The sequence below is a fragment of the Pseudomonas boreofloridensis genome (assembly GCF_030580795.1).
GTDB lineage: Bacteria > Pseudomonadota > Gammaproteobacteria > Pseudomonadales > Pseudomonadaceae > Aquipseudomonas > Aquipseudomonas boreofloridensis.
Genome location: NZ_JAUQOQ010000013.1, coordinates 63,218 through 83,759, shown reverse-complemented (window position 1 = coordinate 83,759; position 20,542 = coordinate 63,218). Strand labels below are relative to the sequence as shown.

The window sequence follows — 20,542 nt, the reverse complement described above, 5'->3', positions numbered from 1 at the left end:
CATGCCTGTGCGTCATCTTCTTACCTTCGCCCTCATCGCCCTGCTGGCCGGCTGTGCCGGCATGGGCTCCCGTGAAGCCGTCCAGGGCAAGGGCAGCCCGCAACTGTGGCGCGAGCACAAGCAGCAGTTGAGCAGCCTCGACGGCTGGCAGATCAACGGCAAGGTCGGCATCCGCGCCCCGCGCGACTCTGGCAGCGGCACGCTGTTCTGGCTGCAGCGCCAGGACTACTACGACATTCGCCTGGCCGGCCCGCTGGGCCGCGGTGCCGCGCGCCTGACCGGGCGACCCGGCGGCGTGGTGCTGGAAGTGGCCAACCAGGGCCGCTACGAGGCCACCAGCCCCGAGGCCCTGCTCGAAGAACAACTCGGCTGGCGCCTGCCGGTGTCGCACCTGGTGTGGTGGGTACGTGGCCTGCCGGCCCCCGATAGCAAGAGCCAGCTCACCCTCGATGGCGACAGCCGCCTGGCGCGTCTGACCCAGGATGGCTGGGAGGTGGAGTACCTGAGCTACAGCGAGCAGAACGGCTACTGGCTGCCCGAGCGCCTCAAGCTGCACGGCGAGAACATCGACGTGACCTTGGTGATCAAAGACTGGCAGCCGCGTCAGCTGGGGCACTGAACCGATGTCCCGACTCACCCTGCCCGCCCCGGCCAAGCTCAACCTGTGGCTGCACATCACCGGGCGTCGCGCCGATGGTTACCACGAACTGGAAACCGTGTTCCAGTTCCTCGACCGCGCCGACGAATTGACCTTCGAGCGGCGTGACGACGGCCAGATCCGCCTGCACACCGCCATCGACCACGTGCCCCACGACAGCAACCTGATTGTGCGCGCCGCCCGCGCGCTGCAAGCGCAGTCCGGCTGCGGCCTGGGCGCCGATATCTGGCTGGACAAGGTTCTGCCCATGGGCGGCGGCATCGGTGGCGGCAGTTCCGATGCCGCCACTACCCTTCTAGCCCTGCACCATCTCTGGCAGCTCGACTGGAGCGTCGATCGTCTGGCTGCCCTCGGCCTGACCCTGGGCGCCGATGTGCCGGTGTTCGTCCGTGGGCACGCGGCCTTCGCCCAGGGCGTGGGCGAGCAGCTCACGCCGGTCGATCCACCCGAGCCTTGGTATGTGGTGTTGGTGCCGCAAGTGTCTGTCAGCACAGCGGAAATTTTTTCGCATCCAGAGTTGACACGTGATTCCCTCCCCCTTAAGATGCGCCCCGTTCCCGAGGGAAACAGTCGAAATGACTGCCAACCGGTGGTAGAGCAACGGTATCCTGAAGTTCGCAATGCGCTGAATTCACTGGGTAAATTCACCGAAGCTCGAATGACCGGCACTGGAAGTTGTGTGTTTGGGGCCTTCCCAAGCAAAGCCGAAGCTGGTAGAGTTCTGGCCCTTCTTTCAGCGACCCAAGCAGGGTTTGTGGCAAAGGGAAGCAACGTTTCGATGTTGCATCGCAAGCTGCAGAGTCTGATCAAGAAGTCGAGCGCATAAGCGTTCGCAGCAACAGATACAGGGGCGTCGCCAAGCGGTAAGGCAGCAGGTTTTGATCCTGCCATGCGTTGGTTCGAATCCAGCCGCCCCTGCCATTTTCCTTATACTCATCCAGGTTACCCTCAGCCTTCAGGTACTGCGCGTGTCCAAGATGATGGTCTTCACGGGGAATGCCAACCCCGATCTGGCTCGGCGTGTCGTACGTCAGCTGCATATCCCACTGGGTGATGTTTCTGTCGGCAAGTTCTCCGACGGCGAAATCAGCACTGAGATTAATGAGAACGTCCGCGGTAAGGACGTGTTTATCATTCAGCCGACCTGCGCCCCGACCAACGATAATCTGATGGAACTGGTAGTGATGGCCGACGCCTTCCGCCGCTCCTCAGCTTCGCGAATCACCGCCGTGATTCCCTACTTCGGATACGCCCGCCAGGACCGTCGTCCGCGTTCGGCACGTGTAGCCATCAGCGCCAAAGTGGTCGCTGACATGCTCACTGTCGTGGGTATCGACCGTGTACTCACCGTCGACCTGCACGCAGACCAGATCCAGGGGTTCTTCGATATCCCCGTCGACAACATCTACGGCTCGCCCGTACTGGTCGACGACATCGAAGACCAGCGTTTCGATAACCTCATGATCGTTTCCCCCGACATCGGTGGCGTTGTGCGTGCGCGCGCCGTGGCCAAGTCGCTGGGCGTCGATCTGGGGATCATCGATAAACGCCGCGAGAAAGCGAACCACTCCGAGGTGATGCATATCATCGGCGACGTCGAAGGACGCACCTGCATCCTGGTAGACGACATGGTCGACACCGCCGGCACCCTGTGCCACGCGGCCAAGGCCCTGAAAGACCACGGCGCTGCCAAGGTCTACGCCTATTGCACTCACCCGGTACTGTCGGGTCGTGCGATCGAGAACATCGAGAAGTCGGTACTCGACGAGCTGGTGGTGACCAACACCATCCCGCTGTCTGCCGCTGCTCAGGCCTGTGACCGTATCCGCCAATTGGATATCGCACCGGTCGTCGCTGAAGCGGTCCGCCGCATCAGCAACGAAGAATCGATCAGCGCGATGTTCCGCTAAGCGGAACGCACGCTGACGAAAAGCGCCCCGCCCCAACACCCGTTGTTGGGGCGGGGCTTTTTTGCCATCCCCGTTGACGCTGGTCGCAAACGTCCTCGGGGGGCTATTTTGGAGAAACACAATGAACGAATTCACCCTGAACGCCCAAGCGCGTACTGACCTGGGGAAAGGTGCGAGCCGCCGCCTGCGTCACTCGCTGAGCATCCCTGCCGTTGTCTACGGTGGTAACAAGGACGCCGAGTCCCTGACCATCCTGACCAAGGAAATTACCAAGCTGTTCGAAAACGAGGCTGCCTTCAGCCACGTTCTGGAACTGAACGTCGACGGCAAGAAGCAGAACGTCCTGGTCAAGGCACTGCAGCGTCACCCAGCCAAAGGCTTCATCATGCACGCCGACTTCGTCCGCGTCGTGGCTGGCCAGAAGCTGACTGCCAAGGTCCCGGTTCACTTCATCGGCGAAGAAGCGCCGGTCAAGAAAGGCGGTGAAGTCTCCCACGTAGAAAACGAAATCGAAGTTTCCTGCGAAGCGAAAGACCTGCCTGAGTTCATCGAAGTCGACCTGGCCAACGCTGAAATCGGCACCATCATCCACCTGTCCGACCTGAAAGCGCCGAAAGGCGTTGAATTCGTCGCACTGGCCCACGGTGATGACAAGGCTATCGCCAACGTTCACGCACCACGCGTGTCCGCTGAAGCCGAAGAAGAAGGCGCTGCCGAGTAATCCACTCGCGCGCCGGTGTCGGTCGGGTTACAGTGCCGCGCGCCCTGTAACCCCGCCACTCCAAGGAAGAGTCCCTGACGTGACCGCCATCCAGTTGATCGTCGGCCTGGGTAACCCCGGCCCCGAATACGAACAGACCCGGCATAACGCAGGGGCTCTTTTCGTTGAACGCCTTGCCAGCGCCCAGCGCGTGTCGCTGACCGTCGACAAGAAATATTTCGGCCTGACGGCTAAGTTCAGCCATCAAGGCCAAGACGTTCGCCTGCTCATCCCCACCACCTACATGAATCGCAGCGGCCAGTCCGTGGCGGCTCTGGCGAATTTCTTCCGCATCAAGCCGGAAGCGATCCTGGTGGCGCATGACGAACTCGACCTGCCCCCAGGCGTCGCCAAGCTCAAGCGCGGCGGTGGCCACGGCGGGCATAACGGCCTGCGCGACATCATCGCGCAGCTCGGCAACCAGAACGACTTCCACCGCCTGCGGCTTGGCATCGGCCACCCGGGCGATGCAAAACTGGTTTCCAACTTCGTCCTGGGCCGCGCGCCGCGCGCCGAGCAGGACAAGCTCGACACCAGCATCGATTTTGCCCTCGGCGTGCTGCCGGACGTCCTGGCCGGCGACTTCGCCAAGGCCATGCGCGAGCTGCACAGCCAGAAGGCCTGACTCTCTAGAAAGGGGAATTCCCATGGGTTTCAATTGCGGCATCGTCGGCCTGCCCAACGTCGGCAAGTCCACCCTGTTCAACGCCCTGACCAAATCCGGTATCGCGGCGGAGAACTTCCCTTTCTGCACCATCGAGCCGAACAGCGGCATCGTGCCCATGCCCGACGCCCGCCTGGCGGCGCTGGCCGAGATCGTCAAGCCCAACCGCATCCTGCCGACCACCATGGAGTTCGTCGACATCGCCGGCCTGGTCGCCGGGGCCTCGAAGGGTGAAGGCCTGGGCAACAAGTTCCTGGCCAACATCCGCGAGACCGACGCCATCGCTCACGTGGTGCGCTGCTTCGAAGACGAGAACGTGATTCACGTTTCCAACAGCGTCGACCCCAAGCGCGACATCGAGATCATCGACCTGGAACTGATCTTCGCCGACCTCGACAGCTGCGAGAAACAGTTGCAGAAAGTCGCGCGCAACGCCAAGGGCGGCGACAAGGAAGCCCTGGCGCAGAAAGCCATCCTCGAGCAATTGATCCCGCACTTCACCGAAGGCAAGCCCGCGCGCAGCCTGATGAAGCACATGAGCGCCGATGAAAAGGCCGTGGTGCGTGGCTTCCACCTGCTGACCAGCAAGCCGGTGATGTACATCGCCAACGTGGCCGAAGACGGCTTCGACAACAACCCGCATCTGGATGTGGTCAAGGCCATCGCCGAGGAAGAAGGCGCGGTGGTGGTGCCGGTGTGCAACAAGATCGAAGCCGAGATCGCCGAGCTCGACGACGGCGAAGAGAAGGACATGTTCCTCGAAGCCTTGGGCCTGGAAGAGCCCGGCCTGAACCGGGTGATCCGCGCGGGCTACGAGCTGCTCAACCTGCAGACCTACTTCACCGCTGGCGTGCAGGAAGTTCGCGCCTGGACCGTGCGCGTCGGCGCTACCGCCCCGCAGGCTGCCGGCGTGATCCACACCGACTTCGAGAAAGGCTTCATCCGCGCCGAAGTGGTTGCCTATGACGACTTCATCCAGTTCAAGGGTGAAGCCGGTGCCAAGGAAGCCGGTAAATGGCGCCTGGAAGGCAAGGACTACATCGTCAAAGATGGCGACGTGATGCACTTCCGCTTCAACGTATAATGATCGCTCATTGACAACCCACCATCGTGCGCCGACCTCTAGACACGATGGTGGGTCGTCAATTCGTAAAGTGCTAGCCCGGGCTCATCTCGGGTGGCGCTTTCCAGAAGGCTTACAGGGCTCACCTGAAGTCCACCCCCCTCCTCCACCCCCCTCACCCCGCCCTTTACCCACGCCTGCAACTGCCCCCTGAAGTTGAGCGGTGCTGCGATTTCTCACACCCAGTGCGCGTGAGCATGGCGCTTCTGCTGCGTGAAGAGGTGCACCTGCACGCTCAGGCACTTGATTGGATTTGTGCGGATCGCTCAGAATCCGGCCGCAACTTCTTTCCCTTGCTGCGGCGCCTCGAACACTAACTACCGACAGTGATAAGTGGCATTCACGTTCTGTGAACAGTGGCCGATACTCCAGTTGAACCAATCCAGACCTTTGACAGGGATGTACCGCAATGAAGCAGGCAATGTGGTGGGCGGCGTTGGCTTTGATGTCAGGTGGTGCACAGGCCGCAACCGAAGGCGACCCGTTGCTCGAGAGCGCCGCCTCCAACAGCGGCAGCGAAGTCCGCGGTGTGCTGCGCGCCCGTTCCCAGGCCGTGCTGGCCAGCGAGTTGTCCGGTCGGGTCACCGAGATTCCCTATAGCGAAGGCCAGTCGTTCCGCAAGGGCGATATGCTGGTGCGCTTCGACTGCAGTGCCTACCAGGCCCAGGCTAACGCTTCAGGCGCCGCTGTGCGCGCTGCCCGTGAAGAGCTACGCAACAAGCAGCAACTGGCCGCGCTGAATTCGGTCGGCAAGTTCGAGGTATCCCTGGCCGAAGCGCGCCAAGCCCAGGCTCAGGCCGAGGCTCAGGTCTATCAGGTGCAGGTGCAGCGTTGCCAGGTCAAGGCGCCTTATGACGGCCAGGTGGTGCAGCGTCGGGTCCAGGCCCACGAGAGCGTGGCCAGTGGCGCGCCGCTGCTGGAGATCGTCGACAATCGCTCCCTGGAAATCCATCTGCTGGTGCCGTCGAGCTGGTTGGGCAAGCTCAAGCCGGATCAGACCTTCAGCTTCGTCCCCGATGAAACCGGCAAGCCGATCGATGCAGTGGTCAAGCGCCTGGGGGCACGCATCGACGAAGGCAGCCAGACCCTGCTGCTGATCGCCAGTGTTCCAGCCAATACCCCTGGCCTGCTGTCCGGCATGAGCGGGACTGCGCACTTTGCGCAGAGCAAATGAACGCTCCCGTTCCCGGCGCACTCGAGCAACTGCTGGCCCAGTACCTGAAGCTGGAGCGCCAGGCTCGATCTGCGCCCTCAGTGCAAGAGCTGGCGTTCAGCATGGTCAACGACAGCCAGGCGCTGTTCGGCTATCGCCATGGCGCGCTGTTGATCACCGGCAAGGTTCGCGCCCTGACCGGCGTCAGTGCGGTTGAGCCGAATGCGCCATTCGTGGTGTTCATCGAGCGCGCCGCCAAGGTATTGGCCGCCAGCCAACGCTTTGCACTGCCGGGCGTGGTGCCCCCGCAGGACCTGGATCAGGCCTGCCGTGATGACTGGCAGGCGCTGTCGGCGCCCCATGCCTTCTGGCTGCCGTTGAAGGACCGCCAGGGCGAAGTATTCGGTGGCCTCTGGCTGGCCCGCGACATGCCGTGGAACGATGCCGAGCAGGCCCTGCTGGCGCAACTCGGCGACTGCTACAGCCACGCCTGGCGTGCGCTGCAGCCAGGCAAGCCGTGGCGCCTGCGCTGGCCGGCGCGGACCCGCTGGGCACTGGCCGCTGCGCTGCTGCTGGTACTGCTGGTGCCCGTGCGCCAGTCGGTGCTGGCTCCGGCCGAGGTTGCGCCGCGCAACGGCCAGGTGATCGCCGCGCCGCTGGACGGTGTGGTGGCCGAGGTCCTGGTCAAGCCCAACCAGTCAGTCAAGGCCGGTGAGGTGCTGGTGCGTTTCGACGCCACCACCCTCAAGGCTCAGGCCGATGTCGCCCAGCGCACCCTTGGCGTCGCCGAGGCCGAGCTCAAGGCCAATACCCAGCGCGCCTTTTCCGATGCCGACTCCAGTGCCCGTCTCGATCTGTTGGCGGCCCGGGTCGAACAGAAACGCGCCGAGCGTGATTACGCCCGTAACCTGCTGGCGCGCAGCGAGGTGCGCGCCGAGCGCGATGGCATTGCCGTGTTCGCCGATGCTCAGCGCTTTGTCGGCAAACCGATGCGCACGGGCGAGCGCCTGATGGAAATTGCCGCTCCGGCCCAGGCCGAATTGCGCATCGAACTGCCGGTAGCCGATGCCATCGGCCTGGAGAGGGGCGCCGAAGTGGCGCTGTTTCTCGACAGCGATCCGTTGAACCGACACAACGCAGTGCTTGAGCGCGCGGCCTACCAGGCGCAGAACACCCCGGCCGGGCAATTGGCCTATCGGCTCGACGCCCGCTTCGAAAACGCACCGCCGCGGATCGGCCTGCGTGGCACCGCCAAAGTCTTCGGTGACCGTGCCCCGCTGGCCCTGTACCTGTTGCGCCGGCCCTTGGCGGCCTTGCGCCAGGCGGTGGGCCTGTGAGGCTGCCGGCGCTGCGTCCCGACCTGCAGCTTTCGGCAGGTGCGCCGGAGCTCGACGGCTCCCCCAGCTGGACCCTCGCCGATCCCCTGCGCGGGCGCTTTTTCAAGCTCGGCACGCCTGCCATGCGCTTGCTGCGCCATTGGGCGCTGGGCGATCCGCAGCGGGTGCTGAACGCCGCCAACGCCGAGCCGGGTGCACCCCTGACCGGGGCGGCGGTGGAGGAGTTGCTGCGTTTTCTGCGTGGCAATGATCTGGTCAGTGCCGTGGATGAAGAGCAGCGCGCCAGTTACACCGCCAAGGCGGCTGCCCAGCGGCAGGGGCTCTGGACCCAGGTCCTGCACAAGTACCTGTTCTTCCGCATCCCCCTGTGGCGTCCGGACGCTTTCCTCAATCGCACCTGGCCCTGGCTCGAACGCCACGGCGGCAACCTGTTGCGCTACGGCCTACCGAGCGTGCTGCTGCTCGGTCTGTTCCTGGTGATGCGCGACTGGGAGCACTTCCTGGCGACCTTCCCCCATCTGCTTAGCCTGGGCGGCATGGCTGCGTTCGCTATCGCCTTGGGCTTTGCCAAGCTGTGTCACGAGTTCGGCCATGCCTACATGGCCAAGCGCGCCGGCTGTCGGGTGCCGAGCATGGGCGTGGCGTTCATGGTCCTGCTGCCGATGCTCTACACCGACGTCAGCGACGCCTGGCGCGTGCAGGACCGCCGTACCCGCGTGCTGATCGGTGCCGGTGGTGTGCTCGCTGAATTGATCCTGGCCTGTATCGCCTTGCTGGCCTGGTCGTTGCTGCCGGACGGGGCTGGGCGCACGGCCGCCTTCATGCTCGCCAGCGCGACCTGGATTACCACCCTGGCGATCAACGTCAATCCGCTGATGCGTTTCGATGGCTACTTCCTGCTCAGCGACCTGTGGGGCGTCGACAATCTGCAGGGGCGCGGCTTTGCCCTGGGCCGCTGGCACTTGCGCGAAAAACTCTTCGGCTACGGCGAACCGATGCCCGAGCGCTGGTCGCCGAAGTTGCGCCGGCGCCTGCTGTGCTGGAGCTACGCCTCGTGGATCTGGCGTGCGGTGCTGTTCTTCGGCATCGCCCTGGCGGTTTATCACCTGTTCTTCAAGGTGCTCGGCATTTCCCTGATGATGGTCGAGCTGGTCTGGTTCATCGGCCTGCCGATCTGGCGCGAATGGCAGCACTGGTGGCAGCACCGGGACAAGGCCCAGCCACGCAAAGTGCTGTTCGTCGGCCTCGGCCTGGTCCTACTGGTGGCCCTGCTGGTAGTGCCATGGCGCAGCGGCGTGGAAGTACCAGCAATGCTCGAAGCGTCCCGTTTCAGCGCCTTGCATGCGCCGGCGGCGGCGCGGATTCGCGAGGTGCTGGTCAAGGACGGTGAACGGGTCGAGACCAATCAGGTGCTGATGACCCTGGAATCACCCGACCTCGAGGCGCGCATAGGCATTGGCCGGCGCGAGATCGAGATTCTCCAGTTGCAGTTGCGCCGCCAGTCCGGACGCAGCGAAACCGCCGCCGACAGCGGCATTCTCGAACAGCGCCTGGCTGAAGCCCTGGCGGAGTACCGCGGCTTGGCGGCCCAACGCGAGCGCCTGGTGTTGCGCGCGCCCCATGCCGGCACCGTCCGCGACCTGGCGGACAACCTGGCGCCCGGGCGCTGGGTCAGTGCCGAACTGCCGCTGGCGCAAATCGCCGACGCGGGCCTGCGCCTGCGCGGATACGTGGCCGAAGCCGATCTGTGGCGAGTGGCACCGGGCACCGTCGGGCATTTCGTCGCCGATGACGTATTGCGCGATTCCTTACCGGTGACCCTGGATTCACTGGACGCCACTGGCGCGGCCTCTATCGATCAGGAAGCGCTGATTTCCGACCATCACGGCCCAATTGCGATCCGTCGTGACGATGAGAAGCGGGCGAAGCCGTTGCAGGCGCACTATGGCGCGCAGTTCACGCTCGGAAACAGTGCGCAAAAACCCATTTCGCACCCGATACGCGGCCTGGTCGTCCTTGACGGCAAGCGCGAATCGCTGCTGTGCGCAGCGTGGCGACGTATGGCAGCGATCGGCGTTAGAGAAAGTGGATTTTAGTCGTGCGGTTGCAAGACAGCTGCGGTAATCTAATGTCAATGCGCCATGCAAGTTGGCGTCATGCGACGCAGCATGAAAAGTTAGTTTGCTAAGTTATTAATTGGCGTATTCAACAGGGATGTTCGCATTGATGATAAAGGACGCCGTGACCCTCCGTGCCCTGCATCCAGGCGACAGGGCTTTTATCGAACGTTTGTTTGCCGGGTCGCGTGCCGAGGAGATGTCCCACACCGGCTGGCCCGCTGAGCAGATCGCGGCTTTTCTCAGTCAACAATTCAATGCTCAGCATACTTACTATCAGGCCCATTATTCCGATGGGGAATTATTGATCATAGAACTTTATGGCCAGGCTATTGGCCGTCTCTATATGTTCTGGGGGCCGACCACTCTCAATCTGATCGATATAACCCTGCTGCCCGAATTCCAGGGGCGGGGTATCGGCTCCACCCTGATCGAAGCGCAATTGCGCCGGGCGGATGAACAGGGGCTCAAGGTCGAACTGTTCGTCGAATACTTCAATCCGGCACAGCGGCTGTATGGCCGGCTGGGCTTTCATGTCTGTGGCGATTCCGGCGTGTATCTGAAACTGCGCCGCGACGCCCGCACCGATACAAGGAAAGTCTCATGAACGCGCCCGTGCACGACGCCATACCCAGCCGTCAGGAACTGCTCGACGCCGATCCCGAAGGCTTCGTGCTGCAGATCGCCCACGATCATGGCCTGCGGGTCAGCCTGCTGGAGGTGCGCGAGGGTATCGCCATGAACGAGCACTACGAGTGTTATTCGCTGGTGCTGGCCTTGCCTCACGGGGTCGTGCTGCCGCAAGCGGTGTTCAACCTGTACGGCCCTGGCCGTGCGCAGCCCTGGGCCTTGCTGATGAGCCCGATGCGCCCTGAAGCCGACGGCCGCCATGTGCTTGAAGCGGTTATCCATCGCGACCGCGTTGCGGTTGCCGATGCGCCTTGATTCGCAGTTCAACCAACCACGCAAGTCAACATAAGGAAGAGTCCGATGGCTGATCCCTATCTCGGTGAAATCAGGATGGCAGGGTTCGATTTCGCCCCGTACGGCTGGTCGCTGTGCGCAGGCCAGGTGGTACCGGTGAGTCAGAACAATGCATTGTTCGCTCTGCTGGGTACCCAGTTCGGGGGCAACGGCGCTACTACCTTCGCGCTCCCGGATCTGCGTAGCCGCGCGCCGGTGGGCCAGGGCCAGGGCCCAGGCCTGTCGAACTACCAAATGGGCGAGAAAGGCGGCAGCGAGTCGGTGACCCAGTTGTCGAGCAATATGCCGGCCCACACACACGTGCTGAACATGGTCACCAACAGCACGCTCGCGGCAACCTCGACCGCCCAGGTGGTGAATGCCGATGCCACCAGCGTCGCGCCCATTCCCGGCGGCTGCCTGGGCATCCCCAACGATGGCGCTGGCACCACCTACCAGTTGTTCCACAGCGGTAACGACAACAGTGGCAATCCACTGCCTCGCGTCAACCTGGCGCCACAGCCGGTGGCCCTGACCGGTGGCGTGTCGGTAACCGGTACTGCGACAGTTGCCGGCGGCAACATGCCGTCTTCGATACTCAGTCCCTTTATCACAGTGAACTTCATCATTGCGATGCAGGGCATTTTCCCGACTCGCAATTAACGGCAACATCCGGCGGTGCCCCTGGGTACCGCCACTTTTTCGATCGCATGGCCCCAGCGGGCGATGCGGTAACCACCAAGAGGTGCACCATGAAATTCATCGAACGGTTCTCGCGCAAGTCCGCCCAGCAGCCCCAGCCCGTTGATCCCGCACAGGCTCCGCTGCTGATGGCCCTTGAACCGCGGATCATGTTCGATGCGTCCGTGGGCGTGGTCGCCCAGGATGCTGCGGCGCAGACCACTGCCGACGCGGCCAAGGACAGCACCTCCAGCACTGAAACCAGCCAGGCTCCGGCCGCTTCCGGCGAAACCGCGAGCCAGCAGCAGGGCACCCAGCGCCATGAAGTGGTGTTCGTCGATGGTCAGGTCAACAATATCGGGCAACTGCTCGAAGGCTTGCCGGCCACCGCCGAAGTGGTGGTCCTCGATCCGGACAAGGACGGCCTGCAGCAGATGGCCGACTACCTCAAGGGCCGCGAGAACCTCGATGCCATCCACCTGTTGTCTCATGGCGCCGACGGTACCGTCCAACTGGGCAATGTCTGGCTGGCCAGCAACAACCTCGCCGAACATCGTGCGGCACTGGAGAGCATCGGTGCCGCGCTCAAGGCCGACGGCGACCTGATGATCTACGGCTGCGATGTGGGCCAGGGCGACAAAGGCCAGGCCTTCATCGACCAGTTGGGCGCGATTACCGGTGCCGACGTTGCTGCCTCGGCGGATGACACCGGGTCTGCGGCGCTAGGCGGCAACTGGACCCTCGAACGCAGCAGCGGCGCCATCGAGACCGCTGCGCTGAACGTCAGCGGCTACGACAGCCTGATGGTTTCAAGTTACTCGGGCGGCACGGTGGCCAGCGCGCCGGTACTGGGTGCTTCCGGCAACCTGATGAAGTACGTGGTCGGCGACTTCAACGGTGATGGCCGCGCCGATATTCTCTATCAGGCCAGCGGTGCCAACGGCCTCTGGTACTACGCCGAGAGCAACGCGAACGGTACGTTCACCACCTACGACCAAAGCAACTCGATGTTCAACGGTCTGGCCCTGGGTGATGCGTCCACTGGCGGGATCAACTTCCATGCCGCGGACTTCAACGGCGACGGTCGCATCGACCTGCTGGCTGCGCCGCTGAGCGGCCCGACGATGAAGCTCTATCTCAACAACGGCAGCGGTTTCACCAGCCAGGATGTGACCGGGCCTGCCTTTGGCGTTCGGACCCTGGTGGGCGATTACAACGGCGACGGCGCCCTCGATATTCTCTACCAGACCAGCGGGACCGGCTCGAGTTGGGCGGTGGCGATGAACAATGGCGGCAGCACACCCACCTTCACCACCCTGACCAGTGCCGATAGCGCCTGGCCCTTCGGCGGCATCACGCTGCCGGACTTCAACGCCTATAACTACAAGGCGGCAGACGTGGACGGCGACGGTTATACCGACCTCCTTTACGTCGCGGCCGGCGCGCAGATGAAGTATTTGCGCAACAACCATGGCACCTTCGTCGACATGACCAGCTCTGCCGGCCTGCCGACCGTGGCCGTGACCCGGGCGATCGTGGCCGACTTCGATGGCGATGGCGATGCTGACATCCTTTACCAGACCGGTAACAACGGTTCGCTGTTCCGCTACGTGCGCAATGACAACGGTACCTTCGTCGATGTGGACCAGAGCAGCTCGCCGTTCGCCAACGTGGTCCTGCCCGACATCTCTGCGCAGCAGTTCCGTGTCGGCGACTTCGACGGCGATGGCGACCTCGACCTGATATCCACCTCGGCCACGGCCAACAGCACCAAGATCTTTTACCAGAGCGGCGGCCTGCCCAAACTGGTCAGTTCAACCCCGGCCGACGACAGCCTGACCGTCAGCCCAAACGCCAACATCACCCTGACCTTCGACCAGTCGGTGACCAAGGGCACGGGCAACATCTACATCGTGCGCACCAGCGACAACCAGGTCATCCAGACCATCGACGTGACCACCGCCAGCGTCACCGGCAGCGGCACCACCTGGACCATCGACCCACCAGCCGACATGGTCGCCGGGGTGGCCTATGCCGTACGCATCGACAACAAGACCTTCGCCAATGCCAACGGCCAGGTGTACAAGGGCATCCGCGACAACACCTCGCTGAACTTCACCGTCGCCGCAGTGGCCGCGCCGGTGATCGGCAACCTCAATGGCGACTCCGTCAGCTACGTCGAGGACAGCGCCTACGTGCTGCTCGACTCCGGTGGCAACGCGACAGTCAGCGACGCCGACTCGGTCAACTTCAGCGGCGGCAAGATGACCGTGCAGATCACGGCCGGCGGTACCGCTGCCCAGGACGTGCTGTTCATCCGCGACGAAGTCGCCGGGGCCAACAAGATCATCCTTTCCGGCGCTTCGATCATGTACAACGGCCTGGTGATCGGTACCTTCACCGGCGGCAGCAACGGCAACCCGCTGGTGATCACCTTCACCAGCAATGCCAACCCGACCACGGTCGGCGCCCTGGTGCATAACCTGGCCTACCGCAACTCCAACACCACCGAGCCGTCGACCACCGCGCGCAGCGTATCGATCAGCATGGATGATGGCGCCGGCGGCAACAGCGCGGTGTCCGTGGTCACCCTCGGTGTGCTGCCGGTCAACGACACCCCGGTGGTCAACGCCAGCGCTACCAACCCGACCTACACCGAGAACACCTCGGCGGTACAGTTGTTCAGCGGCGCGACGATCAACACGGTCGAGTCCGGGCAAAAAGTCAGCCAAATGACCTTCACCGTCAGCACCCTGTACAACGGCGCTGCCGAGAAGCTGGTGATCGACGGCAGCGACATTACCCTGGTCAACGGCACCAGCGTGGTGACCAGCAACAACGGCACGGTGGTCACGGTCTCGGTGACCAGCGGCACCGCCAGCGTCACCCTCAGCAGCGGCGCAGGCCTGGACGTGGCGACGGCGCAGACCATTCTCAACAGCATGGCCTATCGCAACGACAGCGAGAGCCCGAACACCGCCAACCGGGTGGTGACCCTCAATACCGTGAGTGATGACGGCGGCTCGGCGAATGGCGGCCTGCCTACCGCAGCCATCGGCATCTCCAGCACCGTGACCGTGGTCGGTATCAACGATGCGCCGGTCCTCGCCGGCGGGCCGTACAGCCTGCCCAGCATCAACGAGGACACCACCAGCAGCGGCATGCGGATCTCGACCCTGCTGACCAACTACACCCTGGTCGACCCCGATGTTGGTGCCCTGCGCGGCATCGCGGTGATCACCAAGTCCGGCAACGGCCTCTGGCAGTACTCCACCGACAACGTCAACTGGACCGACTTCGGTGCCGTATCCAGCACCAGCGCGTTGCTGCTGGGTTCCACCACCTATGTTCGCTACGTCCCTGATGGCGCCAACGGCGAGACGGCCAGCCTGACCTTCCGTGCCTGGGACCAGACTATCGGCAGCGCCTCGGTCAACGGCATCCGCGGCACCGCGGACACCAGCAGTAACGGCGGCACCACGGCGTTCTCCACCGCCACTGCGCTGGCCAACCAGCCGGTGACCTCGGTCAACGACGCGCCGGTCATGACCGGCGTATTGCCGATCCTGACCGGGATCACCGACACCTCGATCAACAACGCGGGCAACTCGGTCAGTTCGCTGATCGGCGGCATTACCGATGTCGATACTGGTGCGGTAAAGGGGATAGCCATCACCGGACTGACCGGCACCTATGGCAAATGGCAATACAGCCTCGATAACGGCAGCAGTTGGAGCGATGTCGGCGGGGTCTCGACTGCCACGGCGCTGATCCTGAATGTGAACAACAAGGTGCGCTTCGTTCCGGATGGCGTCCACGGCGAAACCGCGACCCTCATCTACAAGGCCTGGGACCAGACCGGCGGCACCGCTGGCCTCGAAGGCACCAAGCGCGACACCAGCATTTCCGGCGGTACTTCGGCCTACTCCACGGGTACCGACACCGCCAGTGTGGTGGTCACGGCGATCAACGACGCTCCGGTGGTTACCGTGAGCGGCGGAGCAGCATCCTGGATCGAGGGCAACAACGTCGCCTCCACCCCGGTCGCGGTGGACTCGGGCCTGAGCTTGGTCGATGCGGACGGTCCGAACCCGACCAGCGCCACGGTGCGCATGCTCACCTACTACAGCGCCCAGGACACCCTGAGCTTCGTCAACGACGGCCTGACCATGGGCAACATCATCGGCACCTGGACCGTCGGCAACGGCACCCTGACCCTGACCTCTGCCGGCAATCAGGCGACCGTGGGCCAGTTCGAGGCCGCGCTGCGGGCGATTACCTACAACAATGCCTCGAACAGCCCGAATACCACCACGCGCACCGTGCAGTTCATCGTCACCGATGGCAGCAACGCCGCGTCGAACGCCGTGACCCGTGACGTCACCATCACCGCGGTCAACGATTCGCCAACCATCAGTGCCGTGGCCTCGCTGCCGATCACCGAGGACACGCCGACGGCGCTCGGTCAGATCAGCTTCAGCGACGTCGACTCCACGCTCGGCGTCGTGACTTTCTCGGTGGGTAGCGGCACCCTCAATGCCATCGGCACCGGCGGCGTGACCGTGGGCGGCACTGCGACGGCCCTGACCCTGAGCGGCACCCTGGCCAACATCAACAACTTCATCGCCGCCAACCGCCTGCTCTACACCCCGGCGACCAATACCAGCGGCGATGTGACCTTGACCATCAACGTCAACACCACCAGCGTGTCCGACGCCACCACCACCGTGACCCTGCAGGTCGCTGCGGTGAACGACGCCCCAGTGATTACCGCGCCGGCATCCATCACGGTGACCGAGGATGTGGCGAGCGTGATCAGCGGCTTCAGCTTCACCGACGTCGATGCGGGTATCAACACCGTCACCGCGACCTTTTCGGTGCCGAGCGGTACCCTGAGCGCGACCACTGGCCTGGGAGTCACCGTCACTGGCGCCGATACCGGCGTGCTGACCCTGTCCGGCAGCCTGGTCGATATCAACTTCTTCGTCGCGGCGAACGGCCTGACCTTCAAGACCGCCCAGGACGCCACTGCCAGCGTGACCCTGACCGTGACCCTCAACGACAGGGGCTTCAGCGGTAGCGGCGGCGAGAAGACCGACACCAAGACCGTCACCCTCAACGTCACCGCGGTCAACGATGCTCCGGTCAACAACGTGCCGGGCGCGCAGACCGTCTCGCAGAACATCGCCCTGGGCTTCAATACGGCCAACGGCAACGCCATCTCCATCACCGACGTGGACGCCGGCAATGGCTTGATGACGGTGACCCTGACTGCGACCAACGGCACGCTCAGCCTGGGCAGCCTGAGCGGCATCACCATGCTGCTGGGCACCGGCAGCAACGACGCGAGCATGATCTTCGAGGGCAACCGGGCCAACATCAATGCCGCGTTGCAGACGTTGAGCTTCAAGTCCGGCAGCACCTTCCTCGGCGCCGCCAGCCTGACCATCGAGACCAATGACAACGGTAACTCCGGCAGCGGCGGGGCGAAGACCGATGTCGACACCATTTCGATCAACGTGATCCCGGTGAACCCAAAGGTCACCCACGTCTGGGCACAGGGCCTGGACCGCAGCGTGAAGCTCGGTGACGAAGTGCTGATCAACATGGCTTGGGACCAGTTGGTCAACGTCGATCTCAGCAACGGCAGCCCTACCCTGCTGCTGGAAACCGGCCTGCTCGACCGCGAGGCGGTCTATGTCAGCGGTTCGGGCAGCAATACCCTGGTCTTCAAATACACCGTGCAAGCCGGTGACGCCAGTGCCGACCTGGACTTCCAGAGCACCGCCGCACTGCGGATGAATGGTGCACTGATCAGCAACACCACCAGCGACCTGGCGCTGCTGACCCTGCCGACCGCGGGCGGCGCCGACTCCCTCGGCGGGCGCAGCAACATCGTGGTCGATGGCGTGGTGCCGGTGGTGACGAACGTCCAGGCGCCGACCGATGGCACCTACATCATTGGCCAGAACCTCGACTTCACCGTCAATTTCAGCGAGAACGTGGTCGTCGACAGTACCGGCGGCGTACCGCGCATCGCTGTAACCTTGGACACCGGTGGTACGGCGTATGCCGAGTACGTCTCCGGCTCCGGTGGCAGCGCCCTGATTTTCCGCCTGACCGTCGCCAGCGGCCAGTTGGACAGCAATGGCGTGACCCTGGGCAGTGCAGTACAGCTCAACGGGGGGGCGATCCGCGATAGCGCCGGCAACGATACGGTAGTGATCCTGAACGCCGTGGCCAGCACTGCCAACGTCAACGTTGATGGCGTGGTGCCGACGGTGGTCAGCGTCAGCACGCCGCTGGAGGGCAGTTACAAGGCCGGCGACGTGCTGAGCTTCACCGTCAACGCCAGCGAAGCATTGCAGACCGGGGCACTGCCACCGCGCCTGGTGCTCGATGTCGGTGGCGTGACCCGCTACGCCAACTATGTGTCGGGCAGCGGCAGCGCCGGGCTGGTGTTCCAGTACATCGTGCAGGCCGGCGACAACGACAGCGACGGTATCGCGGTCAACAGCCTCGACCTGCGCGGCGAGCCACTGACCGACCTGGCCGGAAACCCTATCGATCCGACGCTGGGCAGCGGCATCCTGCCGGCCGTGCGGGTGGACACTACCGTACCGACCGCGAGCACTATCGTGCGGGACGGCACCAGCCCGACCAACAGCAGCTCGGCCAGCTTCACCGTGACCTTCAGCGAGGACGTGAGCGGGGTCGATGTCAACGCGTTCACCCTGGCCCTCGCGGGCTCGGCTGGCGGCAATATCGCCAGCGTCACCCGCGTCGACGGCCGCACCTACACCGTGCTGGTCGACAACCTGGCCGGTACCGGCACTGTACAGCTCAACCTCAATGCCACTGGCACCGGCATCGTCGATGCGGCGGGCAACGCCCTGAGCGCAGGCCTGAACGGCGCCAGCTACAGCATCGATCGCGTCGCGCCGAGTGTGACCGGCGTGGATGTGCCCAACGGCGGCACCTATGTGGCGGGGCAGAACCTCGATTTCACCGTGCATCTCGACGAGGCCGTACAACTGGACACCCGCGGCGGTTCGCCCCGTCTGGAAGTGACCCTGGCCAACGGCGAGAAGGCTTACGCGACCTACCTGTCCGGGGCCGGCAGCAACGCCCTGGTCTTGCGCATGACCGTGGCGACCGGGCAACTGGACAGTGACGGTATCCAGCTCGGTACCGCTCTGCAGCTCAACGGCGCGACCCTGCGCGATGCGCTCGGCAATGACGCCAACCTGGCATTGATCAACGTCGGCGATACCTCGCAAATCAACGTCGATGCTGTCGCGCCAGTGGTCTCCGAGGTCACCCTGCCGCCAAGCGGCGCCTACCACACCGGCGACGTGCTGAGCTTCACCGTGAATGCCAGCGAGACCATCAACGTCGATACCCGCACCGGCACGCCGCGCCTGGCCCTGAACATCGGCGGCGTTACCCGTTACGCCACCTATGTCTCGGGTTCGTCCAGCTCGGCGCTGGTGTTCCAGTACACCATCCAGGCGGGCAACAACGCTGCCGCCGGGATTGGCCTGCCGGGCAGCATCGATCTGAACGGTTCGACCCTGCGCGATGCCGCCGGCAACGATATGAACCTGCAACTCAACACCCCAGGCACCGCCAGCGGTGTGGTGGTGGATACCGTGGCGCCGCAGGTCAGCGATATCGTCCGTGTCGACATCACCCCGACCAACGCCAGCAGCCTGCGCTACACGGTGACCTTCGACGAGTCGGTGAGCGGTGTGGACAGCGCCGACTTCACCCTGGCCGTGACCGGCACCGCCAGCGGCCGCATTGCCTCGGTCACCCGTATCGACGGGCGCACGTACCAGGTGCTGGTGGACAACCTGGCCGGCGCCGGCGACGTGCGCCTCGATCTGAATGCCAGCGACACCGGCATCGTCGATGTCGCGGGCAATCCGATCAGCGGCGGCCTGGACGGCAGCACCTACCTCATCGACCGCGTGGCACCGACAGTGACCAGCGTCACCTTACCGGCCCGCGGCACCTACACCGCCGGCCAGACGCTCGACTTCACCCTCAACACCGACGAAGCGGTGCTGGTGGACAGCGGCGACGGCAACCCGCGCTTGGCCATCACCCTGGACAATGGCCGGGTGGTCTACGCCGACTACCTGTCCGGTTCCGGCAGCACGGCGTTGACCTTCCGCCTGACCGTGACCAGCGGCATGGCCGGTAACAGCAGCTTTGCAGTGGCGTCGAGCATCGACACCAACGGCGGCACCCTGCGCGATGCCCGCGGCAACGACGCCAATACCGGGTTGAACAATGTCGGCAGCACCCGCGGCATCCTGGTCGATGCGCGGGCGCCACGGCCAAGCAGCATCGTCGTGGAGGGGCCGGTCCTGCCGACCGATCGCAGCCTGAACTTCACCCTGACCTTCGACGAGGCGGTCAGTGGGGTCGACGCCACTGATTTCAGCGTGCTGGGCACTGCCAGTGCCAGCGGCGCGGTGCAGTCGGTGCAACGCATCGACGCGCAGACTTACCGCATCGTGGTCGCAGACCTGCGCGGGCAGGGCACGTTGTCCTTGAGCCTCAATGCGCCGAACAGCGGGATTCAGGACAGCGCTGGCAACCTGCTGGTGCAATCCCTGGTCAGCGCCGGCCAAACCCGGCAGACCCAGGACGTGGGCGATCCGGAGTATCGCATCAACCCGCCGGTCACTTCGAATCTGCCGCAACCTTCCGTGATCCAGCCGCAGGTGCCCGGCCTCGTCATCAACCAGAGCCTCTCGCCGCTGGCCCCGGGCTCGCTGTTCGAGGTGCGCAGCGTGGGCGGCGATCTGCGGCCGCTGGGCACCATCTTCCTCGGCCAGGCCAGCAGTGCGCCGAGCTTCATCGCCCAGGTCTTCGGCAGCAGCGACACCGGCCTGGGTGCCCGTGATGGCCAGGGCTTGCTCGGTCTCGGCGGCGGCAGCACCTTGGCCACCCTCTTCGCTCGCGAGGTGCCTGGTGTCACCGAGATGAATGTGTTCAGTGGCAACCAGTGGAAACAGAGCGACCTCAACCAGGGGCTGCGCGGGGTGTTCGGCGTACCGACCTTCGGCCAACAACTGCAACGAATCAATGAAGCCGACCAGCGCCAAGTGCGCGAGTTGGCCAAAGCCCTGGCGAAACCGGCAGAGATCGGACAACGGGCATGA

12 protein-coding genes, 1 tRNA gene and 2 pseudogenes are annotated in these 20,542 nt (G+C 64.1%); all 15 read left to right on the top strand.

Annotation, left to right across the window (positions count from 1 at the left end; translation table 11 throughout):
* Position 1 precedes the first annotated feature (1 nt).
* Positions 2 to 619 carry a lipoprotein insertase outer membrane protein LolB gene (gene lolB / locus Q6A47_RS16280; protein WP_039580210.1) on the top strand — a complete coding sequence of 206 codons (618 nt, stop codon included), beginning with the start codon at positions 2 to 4 and terminating at the stop codon, positions 617 to 619.
* Between the two features lie 4 nt (positions 620 to 623).
* Positions 624 to 1,484, top strand: a complete 861-nt coding sequence (ispE, locus tag Q6A47_RS16275) for a 4-(cytidine 5'-diphospho)-2-C-methyl-D-erythritol kinase (protein WP_304484799.1) — start codon at positions 624 to 626, stop codon at positions 1,482 to 1,484.
* A gap of 20 nt (positions 1,485 to 1,504) precedes the next feature.
* Positions 1,505 to 1,579: transfer RNA gene (locus Q6A47_RS16270), tRNA-Gln, on the top strand.
* A gap of 47 nt (positions 1,580 to 1,626) precedes the next feature.
* The gene (locus Q6A47_RS16265) at positions 1,627 to 2,568 is read left to right on the top strand and encodes a ribose-phosphate pyrophosphokinase (RefSeq protein WP_029614333.1); all 942 of its coding nucleotides are present in this window, start codon (positions 1,627 to 1,629) and stop codon (positions 2,566 to 2,568) included.
* A gap of 121 nt (positions 2,569 to 2,689) precedes the next feature.
* On the top strand, positions 2,690 to 3,289 hold the full coding sequence (locus tag Q6A47_RS16260) for a 50S ribosomal protein L25/general stress protein Ctc (RefSeq protein WP_029614334.1): 600 nt from the start codon (positions 2,690 to 2,692) through the stop codon (positions 3,287 to 3,289).
* Between the two features lie 79 nt (positions 3,290 to 3,368).
* Positions 3,369 to 3,953, top strand: a complete 585-nt coding sequence (gene pth / locus Q6A47_RS16255; RefSeq protein ID WP_029614335.1) for an aminoacyl-tRNA hydrolase — start codon at positions 3,369 to 3,371, stop codon at positions 3,951 to 3,953.
* Between the two features lie 22 nt (positions 3,954 to 3,975).
* Complete coding sequence (gene ychF / locus Q6A47_RS16250; RefSeq protein WP_029614336.1) at positions 3,976 to 5,076, top strand: redox-regulated ATPase YchF; 1,101 nt, start codon at positions 3,976 to 3,978, stop codon at positions 5,074 to 5,076.
* A 448-nt stretch (positions 5,077 to 5,524) separates the two neighbouring features.
* Positions 5,525 to 6,289 carry an efflux RND transporter periplasmic adaptor subunit gene (locus tag Q6A47_RS16245; protein WP_039580217.1) on the top strand — a complete coding sequence of 255 codons (765 nt, stop codon included), beginning with the start codon at positions 5,525 to 5,527 and terminating at the stop codon, positions 6,287 to 6,289.
* Positions 6,286 to 6,523, top strand: a pseudogene (locus tag Q6A47_RS23045) (HlyD family secretion protein); the annotation flags it as partial. The gene Q6A47_RS16245 and the pseudogene Q6A47_RS23045, both read left to right, overlap by 4 nt.
* A gap of 77 nt (positions 6,524 to 6,600) precedes the next feature.
* Positions 6,601 to 7,605, top strand: a pseudogene (locus Q6A47_RS16240) (efflux RND transporter periplasmic adaptor subunit); the annotation flags it as partial.
* Complete coding sequence (locus Q6A47_RS16235) at positions 7,602 to 9,701, top strand: site-2 protease family protein (RefSeq protein ID WP_304484797.1); 2,100 nt, start codon at positions 7,602 to 7,604, stop codon at positions 9,699 to 9,701. The pseudogene Q6A47_RS16240 and the gene Q6A47_RS16235, both read left to right, overlap by 4 nt.
* A gap of 130 nt (positions 9,702 to 9,831) precedes the next feature.
* Positions 9,832 to 10,329: a GNAT family N-acetyltransferase gene (locus Q6A47_RS16230; RefSeq protein WP_304484796.1), complete on the top strand. Its 498-nt coding sequence runs from the start codon at positions 9,832 to 9,834 to the stop codon at positions 10,327 to 10,329.
* Positions 10,326 to 10,667, top strand: a complete 342-nt coding sequence (locus Q6A47_RS16225) for a DUF6916 family protein (protein ID WP_029614338.1) — start codon at positions 10,326 to 10,328, stop codon at positions 10,665 to 10,667. Before Q6A47_RS16230 ends, Q6A47_RS16225 begins: the two co-directional genes overlap by 4 nt.
* Positions 10,668 to 10,712: 45 nt before the next feature.
* Positions 10,713 to 11,348 carry a phage tail protein gene (locus Q6A47_RS16220; RefSeq protein WP_304484795.1) on the top strand — a complete coding sequence of 212 codons (636 nt, stop codon included), beginning with the start codon at positions 10,713 to 10,715 and terminating at the stop codon, positions 11,346 to 11,348.
* 89 nt (positions 11,349 to 11,437) lie between these two features.
* Positions 11,438 to 20,542: a DUF4347 domain-containing protein gene (locus tag Q6A47_RS16215; protein ID WP_304484794.1), complete on the top strand. Its 9,105-nt coding sequence runs from the start codon at positions 11,438 to 11,440 to the stop codon at positions 20,540 to 20,542.